12 protein-coding genes and 2 pseudogenes are annotated in these 17,317 nt (G+C 66.4%); 6 read left to right on the top strand and 8 right to left on the bottom strand.

What is annotated here, in order from left to right:
* Window positions 1-300: 300 nt before the first annotated feature.
* The gene (locus tag ASF32_RS24970) at window positions 301-648 is read left to right on the top strand and encodes an avidin/streptavidin family protein (protein ID WP_082470353.1); all 348 of its coding nucleotides are present in this window, start codon (window positions 301-303) and stop codon (window positions 646-648) included.
* Window positions 649-841: 193 nt separating this feature from the next.
* On the opposite strand, the gene ASF32_RS24965 is transcribed toward ASF32_RS24970, so the two are convergent.
* Entirely contained in the window at window positions 842-1,174 is a 333-nt protein-coding gene (locus tag ASF32_RS24965) for a LysR family transcriptional regulator (RefSeq protein ID WP_210348473.1), read from the bottom strand.
* A 156-nt stretch (window positions 1,175-1,330) separates the two neighbouring features.
* Between ASF32_RS24965 and paoA the strand changes: the two genes are divergently transcribed.
* From paoA to paoC, 3 genes are read left to right on the top strand one after another with little or no spacing between them, the layout of a single operon-like run.
* Entirely contained in the window at window positions 1,331-1,966 is a 636-nt protein-coding gene (gene paoA / locus ASF32_RS24080) for an aldehyde dehydrogenase iron-sulfur subunit PaoA (RefSeq protein ID WP_082490501.1), read from the top strand.
* A complete protein-coding gene (locus tag ASF32_RS24075) occupies window positions 1,963-2,913 on the top strand; it encodes a xanthine dehydrogenase family protein subunit M (protein ID WP_056434661.1) in 951 nt (316 codons plus the stop codon). Before paoA ends, ASF32_RS24075 begins: the two co-directional genes overlap by 4 nt.
* Before the next feature lie 3 nt (window positions 2,914-2,916).
* The gene (paoC, locus tag ASF32_RS24070) at window positions 2,917-5,133 is read left to right on the top strand and encodes an aldehyde oxidoreductase molybdenum-binding subunit PaoC (RefSeq protein ID WP_056434658.1); all 2,217 of its coding nucleotides are present in this window, start codon (window positions 2,917-2,919) and stop codon (window positions 5,131-5,133) included.
* Window positions 5,134-6,160: 1,027 nt separating this feature from the next.
* Here the strand turns inward: paoC and ASF32_RS24065 are convergent.
* From ASF32_RS24065 to ASF32_RS24055, 3 genes and pseudogenes are all read right to left on the bottom strand, one after another.
* Complete coding sequence (locus tag ASF32_RS24065; RefSeq protein ID WP_056434655.1) at window positions 6,161-6,889, bottom strand: SDR family NAD(P)-dependent oxidoreductase; 729 nt, start codon at window positions 6,887-6,889, stop codon at window positions 6,161-6,163.
* Window positions 6,886-7,521 carry a DUF938 domain-containing protein gene (locus ASF32_RS24060; RefSeq protein WP_056434653.1) on the bottom strand — a complete coding sequence of 212 codons (636 nt, stop codon included), beginning with the start codon at window positions 7,519-7,521 and terminating at the stop codon, window positions 6,886-6,888. The genes ASF32_RS24065 and ASF32_RS24060 overlap by 4 nt, the downstream gene beginning before the upstream one ends.
* Before the next feature lie 155 nt (window positions 7,522-7,676).
* Window positions 7,677-8,108, bottom strand: a pseudogene (locus ASF32_RS24055) (formate dehydrogenase); the annotation flags it as partial.
* A gap of 738 nt (window positions 8,109-8,846) precedes the next feature.
* Between ASF32_RS24055 and gltX the strand changes: the two are divergent.
* Window positions 8,847-10,193: a glutamate--tRNA ligase gene (gene gltX, locus ASF32_RS24050; RefSeq protein ID WP_056434646.1), complete on the top strand. Its 1,347-nt coding sequence runs from the start codon at window positions 8,847-8,849 to the stop codon at window positions 10,191-10,193.
* Between the two features lie 283 nt (window positions 10,194-10,476).
* Here gltX and ASF32_RS24045 read toward each other — a convergent pair.
* Window positions 10,477-12,174 (bottom strand): annotated as a pseudogene (locus ASF32_RS24045) (methyl-accepting chemotaxis protein).
* Between the two features lie 438 nt (window positions 12,175-12,612).
* Complete coding sequence (locus ASF32_RS24040) at window positions 12,613-13,524, bottom strand: LysR family transcriptional regulator (RefSeq protein WP_056434643.1); 912 nt, start codon at window positions 13,522-13,524, stop codon at window positions 12,613-12,615.
* A gap of 121 nt (window positions 13,525-13,645) precedes the next feature.
* Between ASF32_RS24040 and ASF32_RS24035 the strand changes: the two genes are divergently transcribed.
* A complete protein-coding gene (locus ASF32_RS24035; protein ID WP_056434639.1) occupies window positions 13,646-14,506 on the top strand; it encodes a DMT family transporter in 861 nt (286 codons plus the stop codon).
* A gap of 40 nt (window positions 14,507-14,546) precedes the next feature.
* On the opposite strand, the gene ASF32_RS24030 is transcribed toward ASF32_RS24035, so the two are convergent.
* Both ASF32_RS24030 and ASF32_RS24025 read right to left on the bottom strand, forming a co-directional pair.
* On the bottom strand, window positions 14,547-15,818 hold the full coding sequence (locus ASF32_RS24030) for a hemolysin family protein (protein ID WP_056434635.1): 1,272 nt from the start codon (window positions 15,816-15,818) through the stop codon (window positions 14,547-14,549).
* Window positions 15,819-15,973: 155 nt separating this feature from the next.
* The gene (locus ASF32_RS24025) at window positions 15,974-17,203 is read right to left on the bottom strand and encodes an MFS transporter (protein WP_056434632.1); all 1,230 of its coding nucleotides are present in this window, start codon (window positions 17,201-17,203) and stop codon (window positions 15,974-15,976) included.
* Window positions 17,204-17,317 lie beyond the last annotated feature (114 nt).

Raw genomic sequence — 17,317 nt, 5'->3', positions numbered from 1 at the left:
GACCGCTGCGTTCCAGCCTTGTACGGATCGTATTGGTCGGTCGTGACGGCCCCTTCGAGCGTGCTTGTACGCCGGTGGTATAATCCGCCGAGCAGATGTTTGCAGGGTGGATGAGTTACTTAGCAAATTCCGATGGGGCGATATTCCATGAAATCGCCCAAGCTGCGCGTTAGAGACGGTCGCAGATCGGAGGAGTTCTTCTCGGCTTCTTGGGAAACATAGCCGACATCGATATACCGATGCACATATCTCGTGTGCCGCGCATCTGCGTCGGCTGAGCGAGCAGGTGTGGACGCATCGATGTTTGAAGGGACGTGGCGCAGCGCGGCCGGTGCCGAGCTCCGACTATGGCAATTCGGGGAGGCGGTATCCGGCACGTATGCTGCTGGCCAAGCGGAGGCGATGCCGCCGCATCGTGGTCGCATACTGGTCGGTATGGCGGAAGGCAACGTGATTGGTTTCGTGACGGCATCAGGAGCATCGCACACAATCAGGAGCTGGGCGGGTCGCATCTATCCGTCTGAAGGAGGAATGGGTTTCGAGCTTCACCTATTGAGCCAAACTGTCGGACAGCAGACGTCGCGGGTTAAGTTTTCGCGGTCGGTCAAGCTTGAGACCGTCGTGTTCACCCAGGTGACCGTCGATTAATTAGCGCCTACCCGAAGCTAGAGGCTTTTATGAACCGTGCCAGTTGAGCGACCTGTTTTAAGCATGAGGCAGACGAAGGCGACGATGTTGATGCTGGGTTAGTACGACAAGAGCGGATGCAGGACTGGCCACAGGAACGTCTGGGACGCGTGCTCGGGCGCTGGGACTCTCATGTTTCCCGCGGGCTTGTCCTTCATCTCTGCCAGGGCAGTGAGCTCGACCTCGACCTGCGCGAACTGGGAACCGACGACGTCCAGCGGACGCTTGCTCGCCTCGGTCGGGAAGACACCGCGCGTGGATCGGTCAGCAGCCGCATCCCGAGCTGTTCATCAAGATCCGTCATGGCGCGGCTCAGGGCCGATTGGGGCACGCCCAGTCGTGCCGCGGCAAGGACGAAGCTGTCCTGCGGCGATACCGTTGCAAAGGACCGGACTTCGGTCAGGTTCTCACGCGCAATCGACGGTCCCCGGCGCGCGCATCCGTAGGGGGTTGATCCTGCAGCTGCGGCGTGCCGAACCGACCCCATAGTCCACGCTCATGACCCTATGTGGGTTTGCAGGGCAAATCGACGAGATCGTGCGCCGTACATTGGAGCCTATCCAAGGTGTGAGTGTTTCCTCCGCACAACCCGCTCGCGCCGGACGGTTCGAAGCGCCGCCCCCGCATCCCTACGGAGGCCGAGATGGGACGATCTGGAGATCATGAATTGAATCGGAGAGACTTGATGGTGGGAGCATCCGCCACGGCGGCCCTCGCGGCCGTACCCTCGGCGGCGGGCGCTGCCCCCGTGAGCATCGACAAGCCGGTGCTGACGAAGGTGTCGTTGACGGTGAACGGCCAGCGCCGCGACCTTGAGCTCGACACCCGCACGAGCCTGCTCGATGCCGCCCGTGAGCACCTGCATCTGACCGGTTCCAAGAAGGGCTGCGACCACGGCCAGTGCGGCGCCTGTACGATGATCGTCGAGGGGCGGCGTATCAACTCTTGCCTCACCCTCGCGGTGATGCACCAGGGCGCCGAGATCACCACCATCGAGGGTATCGGCCAGCCCGAGAACCTACACCCGATGCAGGCGGCCTTCATCAAGCACGACGGTTACCAGTGCGGCTACTGCACCCCGGGCCAGATCTGCTCCGGCGTCGCCGTGCTCGCCGAGATCAAGGCCGGCATCCCCAGCCACGTCACCGCCGATCTCAATGCCACCCTCCAGGTGACAGAGGCCGAGATTCGGGAGCGCATGAGCGGCAACATCTGCCGTTGCGGCGCCTATTCCAACATCGTCGAGGCGATGACCGAGGTTGCCGGGAGGCCCGTATGAAGTCCTTCACCTACGAGCGCCCAAGCTCGCCCTCCGAGGCAGCCGCCGCCGTCGCCCGCACCCCGAACGCGAAGTTCATTGCAGGCGGCACGAACTTGCTTGACCTGATGAAGCTACAGATCGAGACACCGGCGCACCTCGTCGACGTGAACGGCCTAGGCCTGGACACCATCGAACCGACGCCCGAGGGCGGCCTCCGGGTCGGTGCCCTGGTGCGTAACACGGATCTGGCCGCCGATGCCCGGGTCCGCAAGGACTACGCCGTGCTCAGCCGCGCGCTCCTGGCGGGCGCCTCGGGCCAGCTGCGCAACAAAGCCACCACCGCCGGCAACTTGCTCCAGCGGACCCGCTGCCCATACTTTTACGACACGGCTCAGGCCTGCAACAAGCGCCAGCCCGGCTCCGGCTGCTCGGCCCTGGATGGGGTCTCGCGCCAGTTAGCGGTGATCGGCGGCAGCGAGGCCTGCATCGCCACCCACCCGGGTGACATGGCGGTGGCCATGCGGCTGCTCGACGCCAACGTCGAGACCGTGGATGCCAAAGGCTCATCGCGAAAAATCCCGATGGCGGAATTCCACCGCCTGCCCGGCGACCGGCCCGAGATTGACACGACCCTCAAGGCCGGCGAGCTCATCACCGCCGTTACCCTGCCGAAGCCGTTAGGCGGCACGCATGTCTACCGCAAGGTCCGCGACCGGGCCTCCTACGCCTACGCCCTCGTCTCGGTCGCTGCAGTGCTGCAGCCGGACGGCACGGGTCGGGCAGCATTTGGTGGCGTCTCGCACAAGCCATGGCGCGTCGAGGCGGCAGAGGGTGATCTGCCACGCGGCGCCAAGGCCGTGACCGACAAGGCCTTCGCCGGGGCCAAGCCTACTCACCAGAACGCCTACAAGCTGAAGCTCGCCGAGCGTACGCTAATGGCGGCGATCCACGAAGCGAGGGCCTGAGCCATGAAGTTCGACACCCCCGCAGGCCAGAACCCCATCGACCGTCTTAAGGTCGTCGGCCAGCCGACCGACCGGATCGACGGCAAGTACAAAACCACTGGCACCGCGCCCTACGCCTACGAACGCCATGACGTGACGCCGAGCCAGGCCTACGGCTACGTGCTCGGTGCCGGCATTGCCAAGGGCGGCATTCGCGGCATGGACACCTCCATTGCCAGGACGGCCCCAGGTGTCCTCGCCATCGTGACGACGCTCGAAACGCCCCGGATGGAACGGGGCACAATGAACACGGCCTACTTGTTCGGCGGCGACCAAGTTCAGCACTACCACCAGGCCATCGCCGTGGTGGTGGCCGAGACCTTCGAGCAGGCCCGCGCGGCCTCCTTCCTGATCACGGTCGATTATACCCCTGAAACGGGGAAGTTCGACCTGGCCGCCGAAGCGAAGTCCGCGAAGCCGGTGAAGGGCGACAGCGGCGAGGGCAGCGGTGGCAACGGCGAGGAGCGCGTCGGTGATTTCGAGGGCGCCTTCGCAAAGGCACAGGTCACGTTCGACGAAATCTACGCCACCGCCGACGAGAGCCACGCGATGATGGAGCCGCACGCGACCGTCGCGGCATGGGAGGGCGACAAGGTCACGCTCTGGACCTCGAACCAGATGATCACCTGGGCCCATGAAAGCATGGCCAAGATCCTTGGTATTCCGAAAGCGAACGTGCGGATCGATTCTCCCTACGTGGGCGGCGGATTCGGCGGCAAGCTGTTCGTGCGCGCCGACGCGGTCCTCGCGGCGCTCGGTGCCAAGGCGGCGGGACGGCCGGTGAAGGTCGCACTGACCCGTCCCCTTATCGCCAACAACACCACCCATCGGCCCGCCACTATACAGCGCGTGCGCATCGGGGCGACGAAGGACGGCACCATCACGGCCATCGCCCACGAGAGCACTTCCGGCAACCTGCCCGACGGCGATCCCGAGACGGCGGTGAGCCAGACGAAGCTTCTCTACGCGGGCGCCAACCGGCTCACGGCGATGAAGCTTGCCCTCCTCGACCTGCCCGAGGGCAATGCGATGCGCGCGCCCGGCGAGGCTCCGGGCCTGATGGTCCTGGAAGTCGCCATGGACGAAATGGCAGAAAAGCTAGGAATCGACCCCGTGGAGTTCCGCGTTCGCAACGACACCCAGGTCGACCCCCACGCCCCGGATCGCCGCTTCTCGCATCGTGACCTCGTCGGGTGCCTTAAGCTGGGGGCGGACAGGTTCGGTTGGGCGAAGCGCAATGCCAAACCTGGCTCCCTTCGGGACGGGCAGTGGCTCGTTGGCGTCGGGGTCGCCTCCGCCTTCCGCAACAACATGGTGATGAAATCCGGTGCGCGCGTTCGCCTGGATGAACAAGGGACGGTCACGGTTGAAACCGACATGACCGACATTGGAACGGGCACCTACACCATCATCGCCCAGACGGCCGCCGAGATGATGGGCGTCCCGCTGGACAAGGTCGTGGTGCGGCTGGGGGACTCCGATTTCCCCGCCTCGGCGGGATCGGGTGGCCAATGGGGCGCCAACTCCTCGACGTCCGGGGTCTACGCGGCCTGCGTGAAGCTGCGCGAGGCCGTGGCGCAGCGCCTTGGCATCAACTCGGCCGACGCAGTCTTCGAGGACGGCCAGGTCCGCTCCGGAAACCGCGGCGTGCCGCTCGGCGAAGCCGCGCAGGGAGGGCTGACAGTCGAGGACACCATCGAGTTCGGCGAACTCTCGAAGACCTATCAGCAATCAACGTTCGGAGCCCATTTCGTCGAGGTGGGCGTCGATGTCCACACGGCGGAGATCCGGGTCCGGCGCATGCTTGCGGTCTGCGCCGCCGGTCGTATCCTCAACCCGAAGTCGGCCCGCAGCCAGGTCATTGGCGGCATGACTATGGGTGTTGGTGCTGCGCTGATGGAGGAGCTTGCGGTCGACACCAAACGCGGCTTCTTCGCTAACCACGACCTCGCCGGATACGAGGTGCCGGTACATGCCGATATCCCGCACCAAGATGTGATTTTCCTCGACGAGGTCGATCCGATCTCTTCGCCGATGAAAGCCAAGGGCGTGGGCGAGCTCGGCATCTGCGGCGTCAGCGCGGCGGTGGCAAACGCCGTTTACAACGCGACGGGTATCCGGGTGCGGGAATACCCGCTTACCCTCGACAAGTTCCTTGACCGCATGCCCGACGCAGCCTGAGCTACGGGGAACGGCAGGCACAATGTACGGATATGCGACCTTGTTCGGGCTCGCCCCCGTCGCCGGAATGCACAGCATGTCGGCTTGTGCCGCAGTGGCGTGGGCCACCTCGGAGGGCCGGACACGGGGCGCCTCGATCCCGGTCGGCGCGGGAGCACGAGCCATTGTGACGACACTGCCGCGTGGTGAGATGGCAAGGGACAAGATGTCGTTCCCAGCGGATTGCCGCATCCCGCCCTCGTTCGCATTTCGGCTCGCAATCGGCGGATGAGCGTTGGTCGGCCGTCAATCGTCACCCAGGACCGGGGCCCAGGCCGACGCCGTCGCGGGTACACGTATCGGCCGAGCGGCCCGGGGACCGGACTCGCGCAAGTTCCCTGGTCGTGCCCAGGGGCCTTATCGAGGATGCCGCTGCCATAGGGCTTGCGGTTCTCGTCGTTTCTACGGCCGAACGGCATCATGAGCCTATCAGTGCCTATCCCGAAGCTCGTAGTTGGTAAGGCCTTGATGCCCCACTGTAAGGATTCATAGAGACCATCGCGGTCGAAGATGCCCCATCGTGTGGCCGTCATGATGCGGCATGCCGGAACCCGCGTCGCATCTAACCGTGGTGGTTCGCCCGTCCATCGATCTCACGGCCGGATGGCACGCCCCTTCGACGATAGGCCTACTAGGCTGGCCGCCTGCGAACCATCTGCCGTGCCGGAACGGAGAACGGTACGGGCGCCAGGACAGTCCGCCTGCTTCCGGGCGGTCAATTGGTTAAGTAGATCTTATTAGTCGGCCGAAGCTGACCCTTCTCAGACCTTAGGAACGTCCGCTACCGGGCTATTCAATTTATCAGATGGCTATGAAGGGAATGGACAGCTTTCTGCTCATCCGCTTTCAGGCGGATGATAGGCTAATTAAACGTTGGAGGAACCGGTATGCCAATGGTCAAGCTCGCACCACGCATCCTGCGGGAAACATTCACATCCTAGTAGCAGCCGAGGCAGCTGCCCGTTATCCGTTTGGGCCGAAACCGCGCTTAGGCGGGGATCTTCGAACCGTCCCAAGCGAAAACGCTGCCGGTGTCGGCCGCGCTAAGGCCGTTCAGCACGCGCAGGAGATGGGCCGCGCTCACTTCGGGCGAGAAGACGCCGTCGGCCGTCGGGTCCGGCCGGAAGGGCCGCGACAGGCCGGAGGCGACCGTGCCGGGATGCAAGCCCACGACGATCGCCTCCGGTCGGCTTCGGGCGACCTCGATCGCGAGCGTTCGCAGGATCTGGTTCAGTGCCGACTTTGAGGCACGGTAGGTATACCAGCCGCCAAGTCGGTTGTCGCCGATCGATCCGACCCGCGCCGACAGGGCCGCGAACACGCATCGCTCCCGTCGCGCAAGCAGGGGCACGAAATGCTTGGCGACAAGCGCAGGGCCGATCGTGTTGATCGCGAAGATGGTGGCCATCGCGGCGGGGTCGAGCGCCCTGACCGCCTTCTCAGGCGAGACACCCGCCCGGTGAAGAAGGCCGGTAGCGACGATAACCAGACCCACCGGTCCGGCTTCGCCGACCCTGGCCGCCGCCGCAGCAACCGTTGTCTCATCGCTCAGGTCGATCGGGAGGGTTCGGACACCCGCGGGAACAGATGATCCCGAGCGTGAGAGCGCGAAGATCGGCGCGTAGGCTTCGCCCTCGGCGAGCGCGCGGACCACGGCCCCACCGATGCCGCCGGACGCACCGATGACGACCGCGCTGGTCGGGCGTGAAGCGGTCAAGGCGCGGCCTCCCGGTCAACGGCGGAGCCTCGGCGCCCTCGGCGAAAGATCAAACTGAGGTTATTGGCCGGCATCGTGATGCGCTCTGCCAGATGAAGATCATGCGCTTTTGCAGCAGCCACGACCGCCTCGATGTCGCGGACCCCCCAGGAGGCATTCCTCGCGCGCAGGCTGTTGTCGAACGTGGCGTTGCTTGGCGCGGTGTGCGCGCCATGCTCCCGGAAAGGACCGTAGAGGTACAACACACCACCCCCCGCTAGCGCCGCTTCTGCGCCAGCCATCAGCCCGATGGTCGCATCCCAGGGTGCGATGTGGATCATGTTGATCGCGACGACCGCGTCCACCCGCGGCACCGGCCACGGCTGACGAATCGCATCGATCGCCAACGGCGACCGGATGTTGGCCAGCCCGGAGGCGTGGGCATGGGCGACGATGCTGCGACGGGCCACTTCATTGGGATCGCTTGGCTGCCAGTCGAGGGCGGGCAGCGCACGGGCGAAATGGACGACGTGCTCGCCCGATCCGCTCGCGATCTCGAGCACGAGACCGCTGGGCGGGAAGACGCGTTCGAGGACCTCGGCGATCGGGGCGGCGTTGCGGGCTGCGGCCGGCGAGAACAAAGTATTGGGCATGGGTCACTTCTAAGCGCGGCCGATGCCGAGTGCATGCCCTTTCGTGGCAGCGCGCCTACTTCGGGGAAAAGACGCGTCTTCAGCTCATAGCGCGCAGCTGCGGCGCGGGCCGATCGCGATGAGATGCTGATGGCTCCTCAAACGGAGTTCAATCATGACTTCGACCAACGGGAGACGGGCACGTACTTATCGCTGGCGGCGTCGTAGCGGAGCGGGTGTGTCAGGCGGCCCGGCTGTTCGAGGTGGAAATCGTCCCAGCCCCGAAGTTCGGTGACGGTGTGCTCGGCGAAGAACTTCGGCGTGCAGCGATGCGCGGTCAGCTCCCAGGCGACCGCCTTGACACCGTTCTCGCAGAACTCGAACGGCAGGGGGCTCGCGGGCTTCACCCAGGCGCAGCTGTTGCACTGGTAGCCGTCGACCTTGTTGTGGCGGGTCAGCGCGATCGGCACGCTCGCCAGCACCCCTTCGCGCCGCAGGATGTTGCCGACGGAGCGGGCCGAGCCCCATCCCCCTGATGGAAGGCGGTACGGCTTGTAGGTGGGCTTATCCAATGAACGATCTCCGTGCCAATACAGCTGCGGGAACATCGGCCGGCTCGTCAGGTTCTACGTCCGGCCCATGCATCCATGTATAGTTGCAAAATCAGGTGCGGCATTATCGGAGGTTACGATGATGATTGATCGAGATTACCTTCTAAAGAAGCCGGCTGGACCGTCGGCGCCGAAGTTTTTCTTGGATACGACCATCGTGCCGCTTGTCGCAAATCTCGCCGGTGGCTTCGAAGTCGCCTTGGATCGCTCGGCCAGGCGCATGGGAGTCAGACCCTCACGGATCCTGGCGGGGGCAATGAGCCTCGCCGCATTGGGCACTCTTTGTCTGATGCGCCGGCGCAGCGCGACCCGTCATCCTATCGCGACAGCAATGAAACCTGCAGCCTGCGATCTATAAGCTTGGACTTATCGGGTTCGGAGGGGTCGCGGGGCCGGAACACCGAGCAAGCTTCCGTGCCAACGGGCCAGTCCGGTCTCCCGCAACGTCCAGGCTCCGTCGGATACTGGGACTAGACTCAGACTGAGGTCCAAGCCGTGGCCACCTGACCCAGAGTAGAGAGCAAGGCGCAGGTCGGCCGCGACTTTGCCTCCTGATGACATGCGATCAGGACCGGACTTCGTTCTGGTCGCGATCGTGTTTGGGCCGGGCTGCAAGCGCGCTCGGGCGGAGCTCATCGCGGCCAGTGCGACGGCGGCGCCTATCATGTGCGACCTGCCCCGGTCTTCCCGAAAGCCGGTTCCCACCGTTCGGGTCGATGCTGTAGACGGGCAGGCATGACATCCGCCCCTCTCGTCCGCTTCGCGCCCTCGCCCACGGGGTATCTCCATATCGGCAACGCCCGCCCGGCGCTGTTGAACGCCTTGTTCGCGCGGGCGCATGGCGGGCGCTTCCTGCTGCGCCTCGACGACACCGACCGGGAGCGCTCGACGGAGGAATTCGCCAACGCCATCGAGGAAGACCTCGCCTGGCTCGGCATCGTGCCCGATCTCTTCGTCCGCCAGTCGGACCGCTCCGCCATCCACGATGCGGCGGCCGAGCGCCTGAAGGCGGCGGGCCGGCTCTATCCCTGCTACGAGACGCAGGAGGAACTCGAGCGTCGACGCCGGCGCCAGCTCGGCCGTGGCCAGCCGCCGATCTACGACCGCGCCGCGCTCAGCCTGACCGATGACGAGCGTGCGGCCTTGGAGGCCGAAGGGCGCACGCCGCATTGGCGCTTCAAGCTCGACGCCCGCACCGTCGCCTGGGACGATCTCGTGCGCGGGCCGGCGCATGTGGATTGCGCCTCTCTCTCGGACCCGGTGCTGATCCGCGCCGATGGCAGCTACCTCTACACGCTGCCCTCCGTGGTGGACGATGCCGAGATGGGGATCACCCATGTCATTCGCGGCGAGGACCACGTCACCAATACGGGCGTGCAGGTGCAGATTTTCGAGGCCCTGGACCAGCCGGTGCCGATCTTCGGCCACCACAACCTGCTCACAACCGCCGACGGCGAAGGTCTGTCGAAGCGCCTCGGCCACCTCTCTCTCCGGGGCCTGCGCGAGGCCGGCTATGAACCCGGCGCGGTGCGCTCGCTTGCCGTGCTCACCGGCTCTGCCGAGGCGGTGCGCGCGGTGCCTAACCTCGACGAACTCGCCGCCCTGGTCGATCTCTCCCACATCTCGCGGGCGCCGGCGAAGTTCGATCCGCAGGAACTCGACGGGCTCAATGCCCGCCTGATCCATGCCATGCCGTATGAGGAGGCACGCGAACGCCTCCTCGGAATGGGCATCCCCGAGGAACGGGCGCAGGCGTTCTGGGCGGTGATCCAGCCCAACCTCACCAAGGTCGGGGACGCCGCCGAATGGTGGCGGATCGTGGCCGGGGAGGTGACGCCGGTCATCGCGGATGCGGGCTTCGCCGCTGCCGCCCTGGACGTGCTGCCGCCCGAGCCCTGGGACGGCCAGACCTGGAAGGCCTGGACCAATGCCGTGAAGGAGCGGACCGGCGCCAAGGGCAAGGCCCTGTTCATGCCGCTCCGCCTCGCGGTGACAGGGCTGGAGCACGGCCCGGACCTCTCGGGCCTGCTGCCCCTCATCGGCCGGGACATTGTGGCGGCTCGGCTCGGCGGTCGAGGCTGACAGAATCGGCCCGAAAAGCGGATCCCGCTTCTCAGACCAAGCGGCGCTGATCCCGACCGATGGTCGTCTTCAGCGCGTTCGGCGGACGCCCGCCGCCGCGCAGTCGCGCGGGCGGCCGACGATGAGTTCTCCTCATCGTCGGCCGGTCTCAGACCGATGCCGGTCGGCCTCATACCCCCTCCGGTCGGTCGCTTCGGTCAGGTCGGCCGGAGCCGGCCCCCCTTCCTTCCAAGAGAGGGGACCCGCGCTCGCCGGACACCGAGTGCAGCGGCCGGAGACCGCCTCAGGCCGCTCTTACGCTGGCGAGGAAGCGGCGGACCTCGGCGTTCAGGTGCTCGGATTGGCGAGAGAGCTCGCCCGCCGAGCCGAGCACCTGGGATGCGGCGGCCCCCGTCTCTTCGGCGGACCCCGCGACGCCCGAAATGTTGCTCGTCACTTCGCTCGTTCCCGTCGCGGCCTGGGCGACGTTGCGGACGATCTCCTGGGTCGCGGCCCCCTGCTGCTCCACCGCCGCGGCGATGGTGGTCGCCACCGAATCGATCTCGCGGATGCGGGCCGTGATGGAGGCGATGGCCGAGACCGCCTCGTCGGTCGCCCCCTGGATCTGGGAGATCTGACTGGAGATGTCCTGAGTCGCCCGCGCCGTCTGGCTGGCCAGTTCCTTGACCTCGGTGGCCACCACGGCGAAGCCTCGGCCGGCCTCTCCCGCGCGGGCTGCCTCGATGGTGGCGTTGAGGGCGAGAAGGTTGGTCTAGGCCGCGATGTTCGAGATCAGTCCCACGACGTCGCCGACGCGGGAGGCCGCCTGGGACAGTGTCTGCACCAGGGCCGCCGTCCGGTCGGCTTCCGATACGGCGCCCTGGGCGAGATCGGCCGATCCGCTGACCTGCCGTCCGATCTCCTGAACGGAAACGCCGAGCTCCTCTGCCGCCGCCGCGACGGTGTTGACGTTGGTGGCGGCTTCTTCGGCGGCGGCGGCCACGGTCATGGATTGGCTCGCCGTTTCCGTGGCGGTGGAGGTCATGGTCTGGGCAGTGGCCTGGAGTTCGGTCGCCGAGGCCGACACCATCTGGATGATGCCGCCCACGGCGCCTTCGAAGCTGTCGGCCATGGCGATCATCGTGCGCTGGCGCTCCGCCTGGGAGACCTCCTCGGCGAGACGCCGGATGTCGGCTTCCTCGGCGGCCTTCCGGGCGACCATGGCCTTGATGCCTTCCACCGCCTTGCCCACGGCGCCGATCTCGTCGCCGCGCTTGGCCTCCGCGATCTCGGCGTCGATGTCTCCCTTAGCCATACGCTGCAGGACGAGGACGAGGCTCGCCAGCGGACGGGTGATGCCGAAGGTGACGATGAGGCCGGCCAGGATCGCCGCGACCGTGAGGCCGAGGGCCGCGGTGGCGATCAGGCGCTGAATGGTCTCGGCCACCTCCGCTTCGAGGGCGCGCTTGCCGGCCTGCATTTCCTCCGTGATTCGCTGGGTGCGCTGCTCGATCAAGCCGTTCAGTTTCGTCCGAGCCGGCTGGCCTTCCTGCTGCACGACCTGCAGCGCCTTGGCGATCTCGTTCTCCAGGGCGAACGCCGTCGAACGGCGTAGAATGTCAAAATACCCCTCGGCCAGCTGCCGGACGTCCTGGCCGATCTTGCGACGTTCCGGGGTATCGGCCAGGAGGATCAGCCTGTCGATATGCTCGAGCGTTTGCTTGGCGGCTTGTTCATACCGATTCTTGTAATCGGCAATCTTTTCCGGCCGCTTCTCCAGCAGGATGTTGCGGCTCAGCAGTGCTGCTTCCGCGAGTTTGAACTGAGCCCGCAGATAGACTTCCTGGCGAACGGACAGAACGTCGGCGTAGGTCTTTGTCTGTTCCGCGACGCTGTTCAGGGCCATGCGCGAATAGAAAACCAGCCCGACCGCCATCATGCCCATCAGAGCAAGCGGGACGGCGATCTTCAGCATCACGCTGGCTTGCCTAACGACCTTCATCTCGAACTCCAGAATAGTATTTGCCCAGACGCAAAAATTTGCAGATGAGTATTACAAAAGATAGTATAAATATATTATTAAGATTGAATTCTCAGGTCAAAAAGTTGTTTCTATTCATGACAATTAATGAAGGGTGAACGAAGTACGGCAATGATTAGAAATATCATGCTGGATTTCAAGGTCGTGATATGGTGAGACTTGAATGTGATACGAGTAATCTTGCAGTTCGGGCGAACGTCATCGAGCAGAGCTTGGCATTGGCCGGAGGTCATGGGGGCTTGCTCGCGAAGCGGCGGCGCGGTCCGTCGCGCCGACTGTCTTCACGTCGGCGTGGCGCTTCCCTGCTCAATCGGAGCAGACGCGTGAGATCGAGGGCGACCCGGTCCTGACCGGCAGGACGGCGCCGGTGGCCCCGTCCCGATCCGGCGCGGCTCGGGTTCAGTCGCCTCCGCCGACCGCCTTCGGCACGAGCGCGTCCCGTTCCCGGAGGAGATGTCTCACGAGCCGTTCCGCCGCCTGGCCCGGCGGTCGGCCCGCCGGGCGGATCAGCAGCGTCTCGATGGGCAGGCGCGGCCGGAACGGTCGCAGCACGATGGGCAGGTTCGCGAGCGCGCGGGCGGGAAGCGGATCGACGATGGCGATCCCAAGTCCTTCGGCGACGAGGCCGCAACGCGCCGCCGTGTACTGAGCCATGAGGCCGAAGCGCGGGACGAGGCCGATCGCCGCGAAGGACGCTTCGATGGCCTGTTGGAACACCCCCGTCGCACCCGCGATCAGGGGCTCTTCGGCGAGATCGCCCACCTCGATCACCCGCCTGGCCGCGAGGGCGTGCCCCCGGGGCAGGGCACAGACCGCGTCGATGGCGAGGAAGGGCTCGCAGATCACCCCCGAATAGCCGGAGCGAGGCCGCACGAGGCCGAGATCGCATTGCCCGGAGGCGGTCCAGGACCAGATCGTCTCCGGCGCGGGCACATGGACCGAGACCCGGATACCCGGGGATTCCTCGCTCAGCCGCCGGATCGCCCGCGGCAGCAGCCGCGAGGCCAGGGACGGTTGGCAGGCGACGCGCAACGGCCCCGTGCCGAGGTCGCGAATCTGGCGGGCCGCCTGGGACAAATGGTCGAGCCCCGCGTAAGTCCGCTCGACCTCGCGGGCGAAAGCCTCACCCTCCTGCGTCGGCAGCACGCTGCCATGGCCGCGCACGAACAGGGCGAAGCCGAGATCGGCCTCGAGCTGCGCCATCGCGCGGCTGACATGGGGTTGCCCGATGCCGAGAGCCGCAGCGGCCCGCGTCATCCCGCCATGGCGCAGGACGGCGCGGAAGAGATCGAGATGAGCCGGGTTCATCATGCCTGTTTCGCATGGACATCGAGGGGGAAAGCATTTGACGGCATGGGCGCGGGATGATTGTCAAGGCGCCTAAGCCGGGTCCTGTGCGATCCCGCGACACCAACCGGGACGAGACGACGCGATGCAGCGGAATGCGGCGGGGTGGGGCAACGGCCTCGTGGGCGTCATCATCTTCAGCGCCTCGCTGCCGGCGACGCGGGTGGCGGTCGGCGGGTTCACGCCGCTCTTCCTGACCTCGGCGCGGGCGGTGATCGCGGCCCTGCTCGGCGCGACGATGCTTCTCGCCCTGCGTCAGCGCCGTCCCGCAATCGGCGACCTCGTTCCGCTCATCATCGTCGCCCTTGGTGTCGTCGTCGGTTTTCCCCTCCTGACGGCGCTGGCGCTCCAGCACATCACCTCTGCGCATTCCATCGTGTTCATCGGCCTCCTGCCGCTCGCCACCGCCATCTTCGGCGTGATCCGGGGCGGTGAGCGTCCGAGCCCAGCCTTCTGGCTGTTCTCCGGCATCGGCAGTCTCACGGTGGCGGGCTTCGCGCTGTTCCAAAGCGGGGGCGGCTCGCTCACCGGCGACCTCCTGATGCTGGCCGCGATCCTGCTCTGCGGCCTCGGCTACGCGGAGGGCGCCACCCTGTCGCGTCGCCTCGGCGGGTGGCAGGTCATCTCCTGGGCCCTGGTCCTGTCGTTGCCGGTCATGGCCGCCATCGCCCTGATGAGCCTGCCCTCGGCATGGAGCGATATCGGCCTGCCGGCCTGGATCGGCCTCGCCTACGTCTCGGTCTTCAGCATGCTGGTGGGGTTCGTGTTCTGGTATCGCGGGCTCGCTTTGGGCGGCATCGCCGGCGTCGGGCAGCTGCAGTTGCTGCAGCCGTTCTTCGGCCTGGCTCTCGCGGGATTGCTGCTCCACGAGCCCGTCGCCCCGAGCATGCTGGCCGTGACCGGCCTCGTCGTCCTCTGCGTGGCGGGGGCCAAGCGCTACGCCTGAGCGCGCCCGCGGCTTTGGGGGAGGGGCCCCGCCCTGGAGGTCAGGCGATCCGAGACACCAGGATCTTGTCCACGCGGCGACCGTCGAGATCCACCACTTCGAAGCGCCATCCCGCGATGTCGCAGGTCTCGCCCGTCTCCGGCAGGCGCTGCAGCTTGGCGATGACGAGGCCGGCGGCGGTCTCGTAGTCGCGGCTCGATTCGAGCTTGATGCCGAGCTGGTCGGCCATCTCGTCCACCGGCATCCAGCCGGCGATGAGCCAGGACCCGTCCTGGCGCTGCACCGCCTCGGGTTCCGAATCCTCGGAATGGAATGCGCCCGCGATGGCGTCGAGGATGTCGGCCGGCGTCACGAGCCCGTCGAAATGGCCGTATTCATCGTGGACCAGGGCCATCGGAACGTCGGCCGCCTGAAGGGCCGTGAGAGCGTCGAGAGCGTCGAGCGTATCGGGCAGGACGGGGGCGCTGCGGATATAGGCGCGCAGGTCGAACCGCTCGTTCTCGATGAGCGCTTTGACCAGTTCGCGCACCTGCACGACGCCGAGCATGTTGTCCGGGTTGCCCTCGCCGACCGGGATGCGCGAATGCGGGCTCGAGACCAGCATGGCGCGGATCTCCTCCGGCGCCTTGTCGAGGTCGATCCAGTGGACGTCGGTGCGCGGAGTCATGACGCCCCGCACGGCGCGGTCGCCGAGGCGCAGCACGCCGGCGATCATCTTGCGCTCGTCGGTCTCGATCACGCCCGCCGTCTCGGCCTCCGCGACGATGGTGCGGATCTCCTCTTCGGTCACCGCGCTGGCGCTGGAGGCTTCCTGGCCGAATAGCCGAAAGACCGCGCGGGTCGAGGCGTCGAGGAGCCAGACCGCCGGAAGTGCGATCCGCGAGATGAGACGCATCGGGCGCGCGACGAAACAGGCGATGCCCTCAGGGTCGCGCAGGGCCACGTGCTTGGGCACCAATTCGCCGATGATCACCGAGAGGTAGGTGATGATGGCGATGACGATCCCGTATCCGAGAGGATCGGCCACGGGTTTCGACAGGCCCGCCTCGAACAGGATCTCGGTGAGGCGCTCGCCCAGGGCCGCGCCGGACACGGCACCCGACAGGATGCCGACGAGGGTGATGCCGATCTGGACGGCGGAAAGGAAGCGCCCCGGATTCTCGGCGAGGGTGAGGGCGGCCTGGGCGCCGGGCCGGCGGGCCTCCACCATCATCCGCAGCCGCGACTTCCGCGACGAGACGACGGCGAGTTCGGACAGCGCGAAGGCCCCGTTGAGGGCGATCAGAGCGACAGCGACGGCGAGCTCGAACACGTTCGGTTCCGTAAGCCGGAGCCGCTTGGACCAAGCGAGCCGGACTTCCTCAGTTGTCGGCGATCGCTCGCCTGTTGCCCTGTCGGCGGCGATTGCTCGCCTGTCGCTCCGGTGAGCGACGACGATCGCCTAGATGGGCCGTCGCGGCGGGCGGGTCAACGGTCGTGGCCGGAGGATGTGGCCGGGACGAGGGGCGGCAGGCGCGAAAGACGGAGCGCGATGGCCAGCGCGAGCCCGTAAAGCCCGCCGAAGAAGGCGACGACCCCCGTCCACCCCGCATGATCGAAGAACCAGCCTCCCGCCGTCCCGAGCACCGACGAGCCCAGATAATACAGGGACAGGTAGACCGAGGAGGCCTGCGCCCGGTCGCGCAGGGCGCGTCGCCCGATCCAGGAACTCGCCACCGAATGGGCGCCGAAGAAGCTCACCGTCACGACGACGATGCCGGCGATGATGACGGGAAGGTGCTCCGACAGGGTCAGGAGAATACCGACGATCCCGAGCAGGATGGCGAGCCACAAGACCCGGCGGCGTCCGAGCCGGCTGGCGATCTCTCCGGTCACCGCCGAACTGAACGTGCCGGCGACATAGACCACGAAAATCGCGCCGATGGCCGACTGGCTCAGGTTGTAGGGCGGATCGAGCAGGCGGAAGCCGATGTAATTGTAGACGCTGACGAAGCCGCCCATGAGCAGGAACGCCTCCGCGAAGAGCCAGGGCAGGCCCGGATCGCGGAAATGCTGGCCGAACGTGCCCGGCACCTGGCGCCAGCGCATCCGGTTGGCGAGGAAGCGCCGCGATGGCGGCAAACCGCGCCAGAACAGGATGGCGGCGACGAGCGCCAGGATTCCGATGGTGCCGAGACCCACGCGCCAGGACACATGATCGGTGACGATGCCGGCGATCAGCCGCCCGACCATGCCGCCCATGGCGTTTCCGCCGATGAGGAGCCCCATGGACAGGCCGATGGCGCGGGCATCCATCTCCTCGCTGAGATAGGCCATGGCGACGGCCGGCAGGCCGCTCGCCGCCAGCCCGGTGAGCGCGCGCAATGCCAGGAAGCCATGCCAGCTCGGCACGACCACGGCGATGAGGGTGAAGATCGCCGACGCGAAGAGGGAGGCGACCATGATGGGTTTGCGCCCCCAGACTTCGGAGAGCGGGCTGACCACGAGGAGCGCCAGGGCCAGCATCGCGCAGGGGAGCGACAGCGACAGGCTGCTCTCGGCCGGCGAGACATGGAACTCGTCGGCGAAGACTGGCATCAGCGGCTGGACGCCGTAGAGCACGGCGAAGGTGGAGAAGCCTGCGGCGAACAGAGCGAGGGTGGTCCGACGAAAGATCGGCGTTCCCGCCGTGATCAGGCGGTCGCTCTCCTCGGCCATGGTCGCCGGTCTCCTCGATGTCGCGCGCTCGCGGGAGTGTTGGAGAAGCACGGAACGGCGCGGGCCGCACCCCTCTTTCGAGACATGCGGCCCGTGACGTCACGACAATGCGGC

The organism is Methylobacterium sp. Leaf91 (assembly GCF_001422815.1).
In the GTDB taxonomy this organism is placed as follows: Bacteria; Pseudomonadota; Alphaproteobacteria; order Rhizobiales; family Beijerinckiaceae; genus Methylobacterium.
Note: the sequence above shows the minus strand (reverse complement) of the source record. Positions and strands in the feature narration are given on the sequence as shown.

Coding starts and splice junctions, on each gene's coding strand:
- ASF32_RS24970 (WP_082470353.1), top strand. CDS start 301: ATGTTTGAAGGGACGTGGCGCAGCGCGGCCGGTGCCGAGCTCCGACTA.
- ASF32_RS24965 (WP_210348473.1), bottom strand. CDS start 1,174: ATGGGGTCGGTTCGGCACGCCGCAGCTGCAGGATCAACCCCCTACGGA.
- paoA (WP_082490501.1), top strand. CDS start 1,331: ATGGGACGATCTGGAGATCATGAATTGAATCGGAGAGACTTGATGGTG.
- ASF32_RS24075 (WP_056434661.1), top strand. CDS start 1,963: ATGAAGTCCTTCACCTACGAGCGCCCAAGCTCGCCCTCCGAGGCAGCC.
- paoC (WP_056434658.1), top strand. CDS start 2,917: ATGAAGTTCGACACCCCCGCAGGCCAGAACCCCATCGACCGTCTTAAG.
- ASF32_RS24060 (WP_056434653.1), bottom strand. CDS start 7,521: ATGCCCAATACTTTGTTCTCGCCGGCCGCAGCCCGCAACGCCGCCCCG.
- gltX (WP_056434646.1), top strand. CDS start 8,847: ATGACATCCGCCCCTCTCGTCCGCTTCGCGCCCTCGCCCACGGGGTAT.
- ASF32_RS24040 (WP_056434643.1), bottom strand. CDS start 13,524: ATGATGAACCCGGCTCATCTCGATCTCTTCCGCGCCGTCCTGCGCCAT.
- ASF32_RS24035 (WP_056434639.1), top strand. CDS start 13,646: ATGCAGCGGAATGCGGCGGGGTGGGGCAACGGCCTCGTGGGCGTCATC.
- ASF32_RS24025 (WP_056434632.1), bottom strand. CDS start 17,203: ATGGCCGAGGAGAGCGACCGCCTGATCACGGCGGGAACGCCGATCTTT.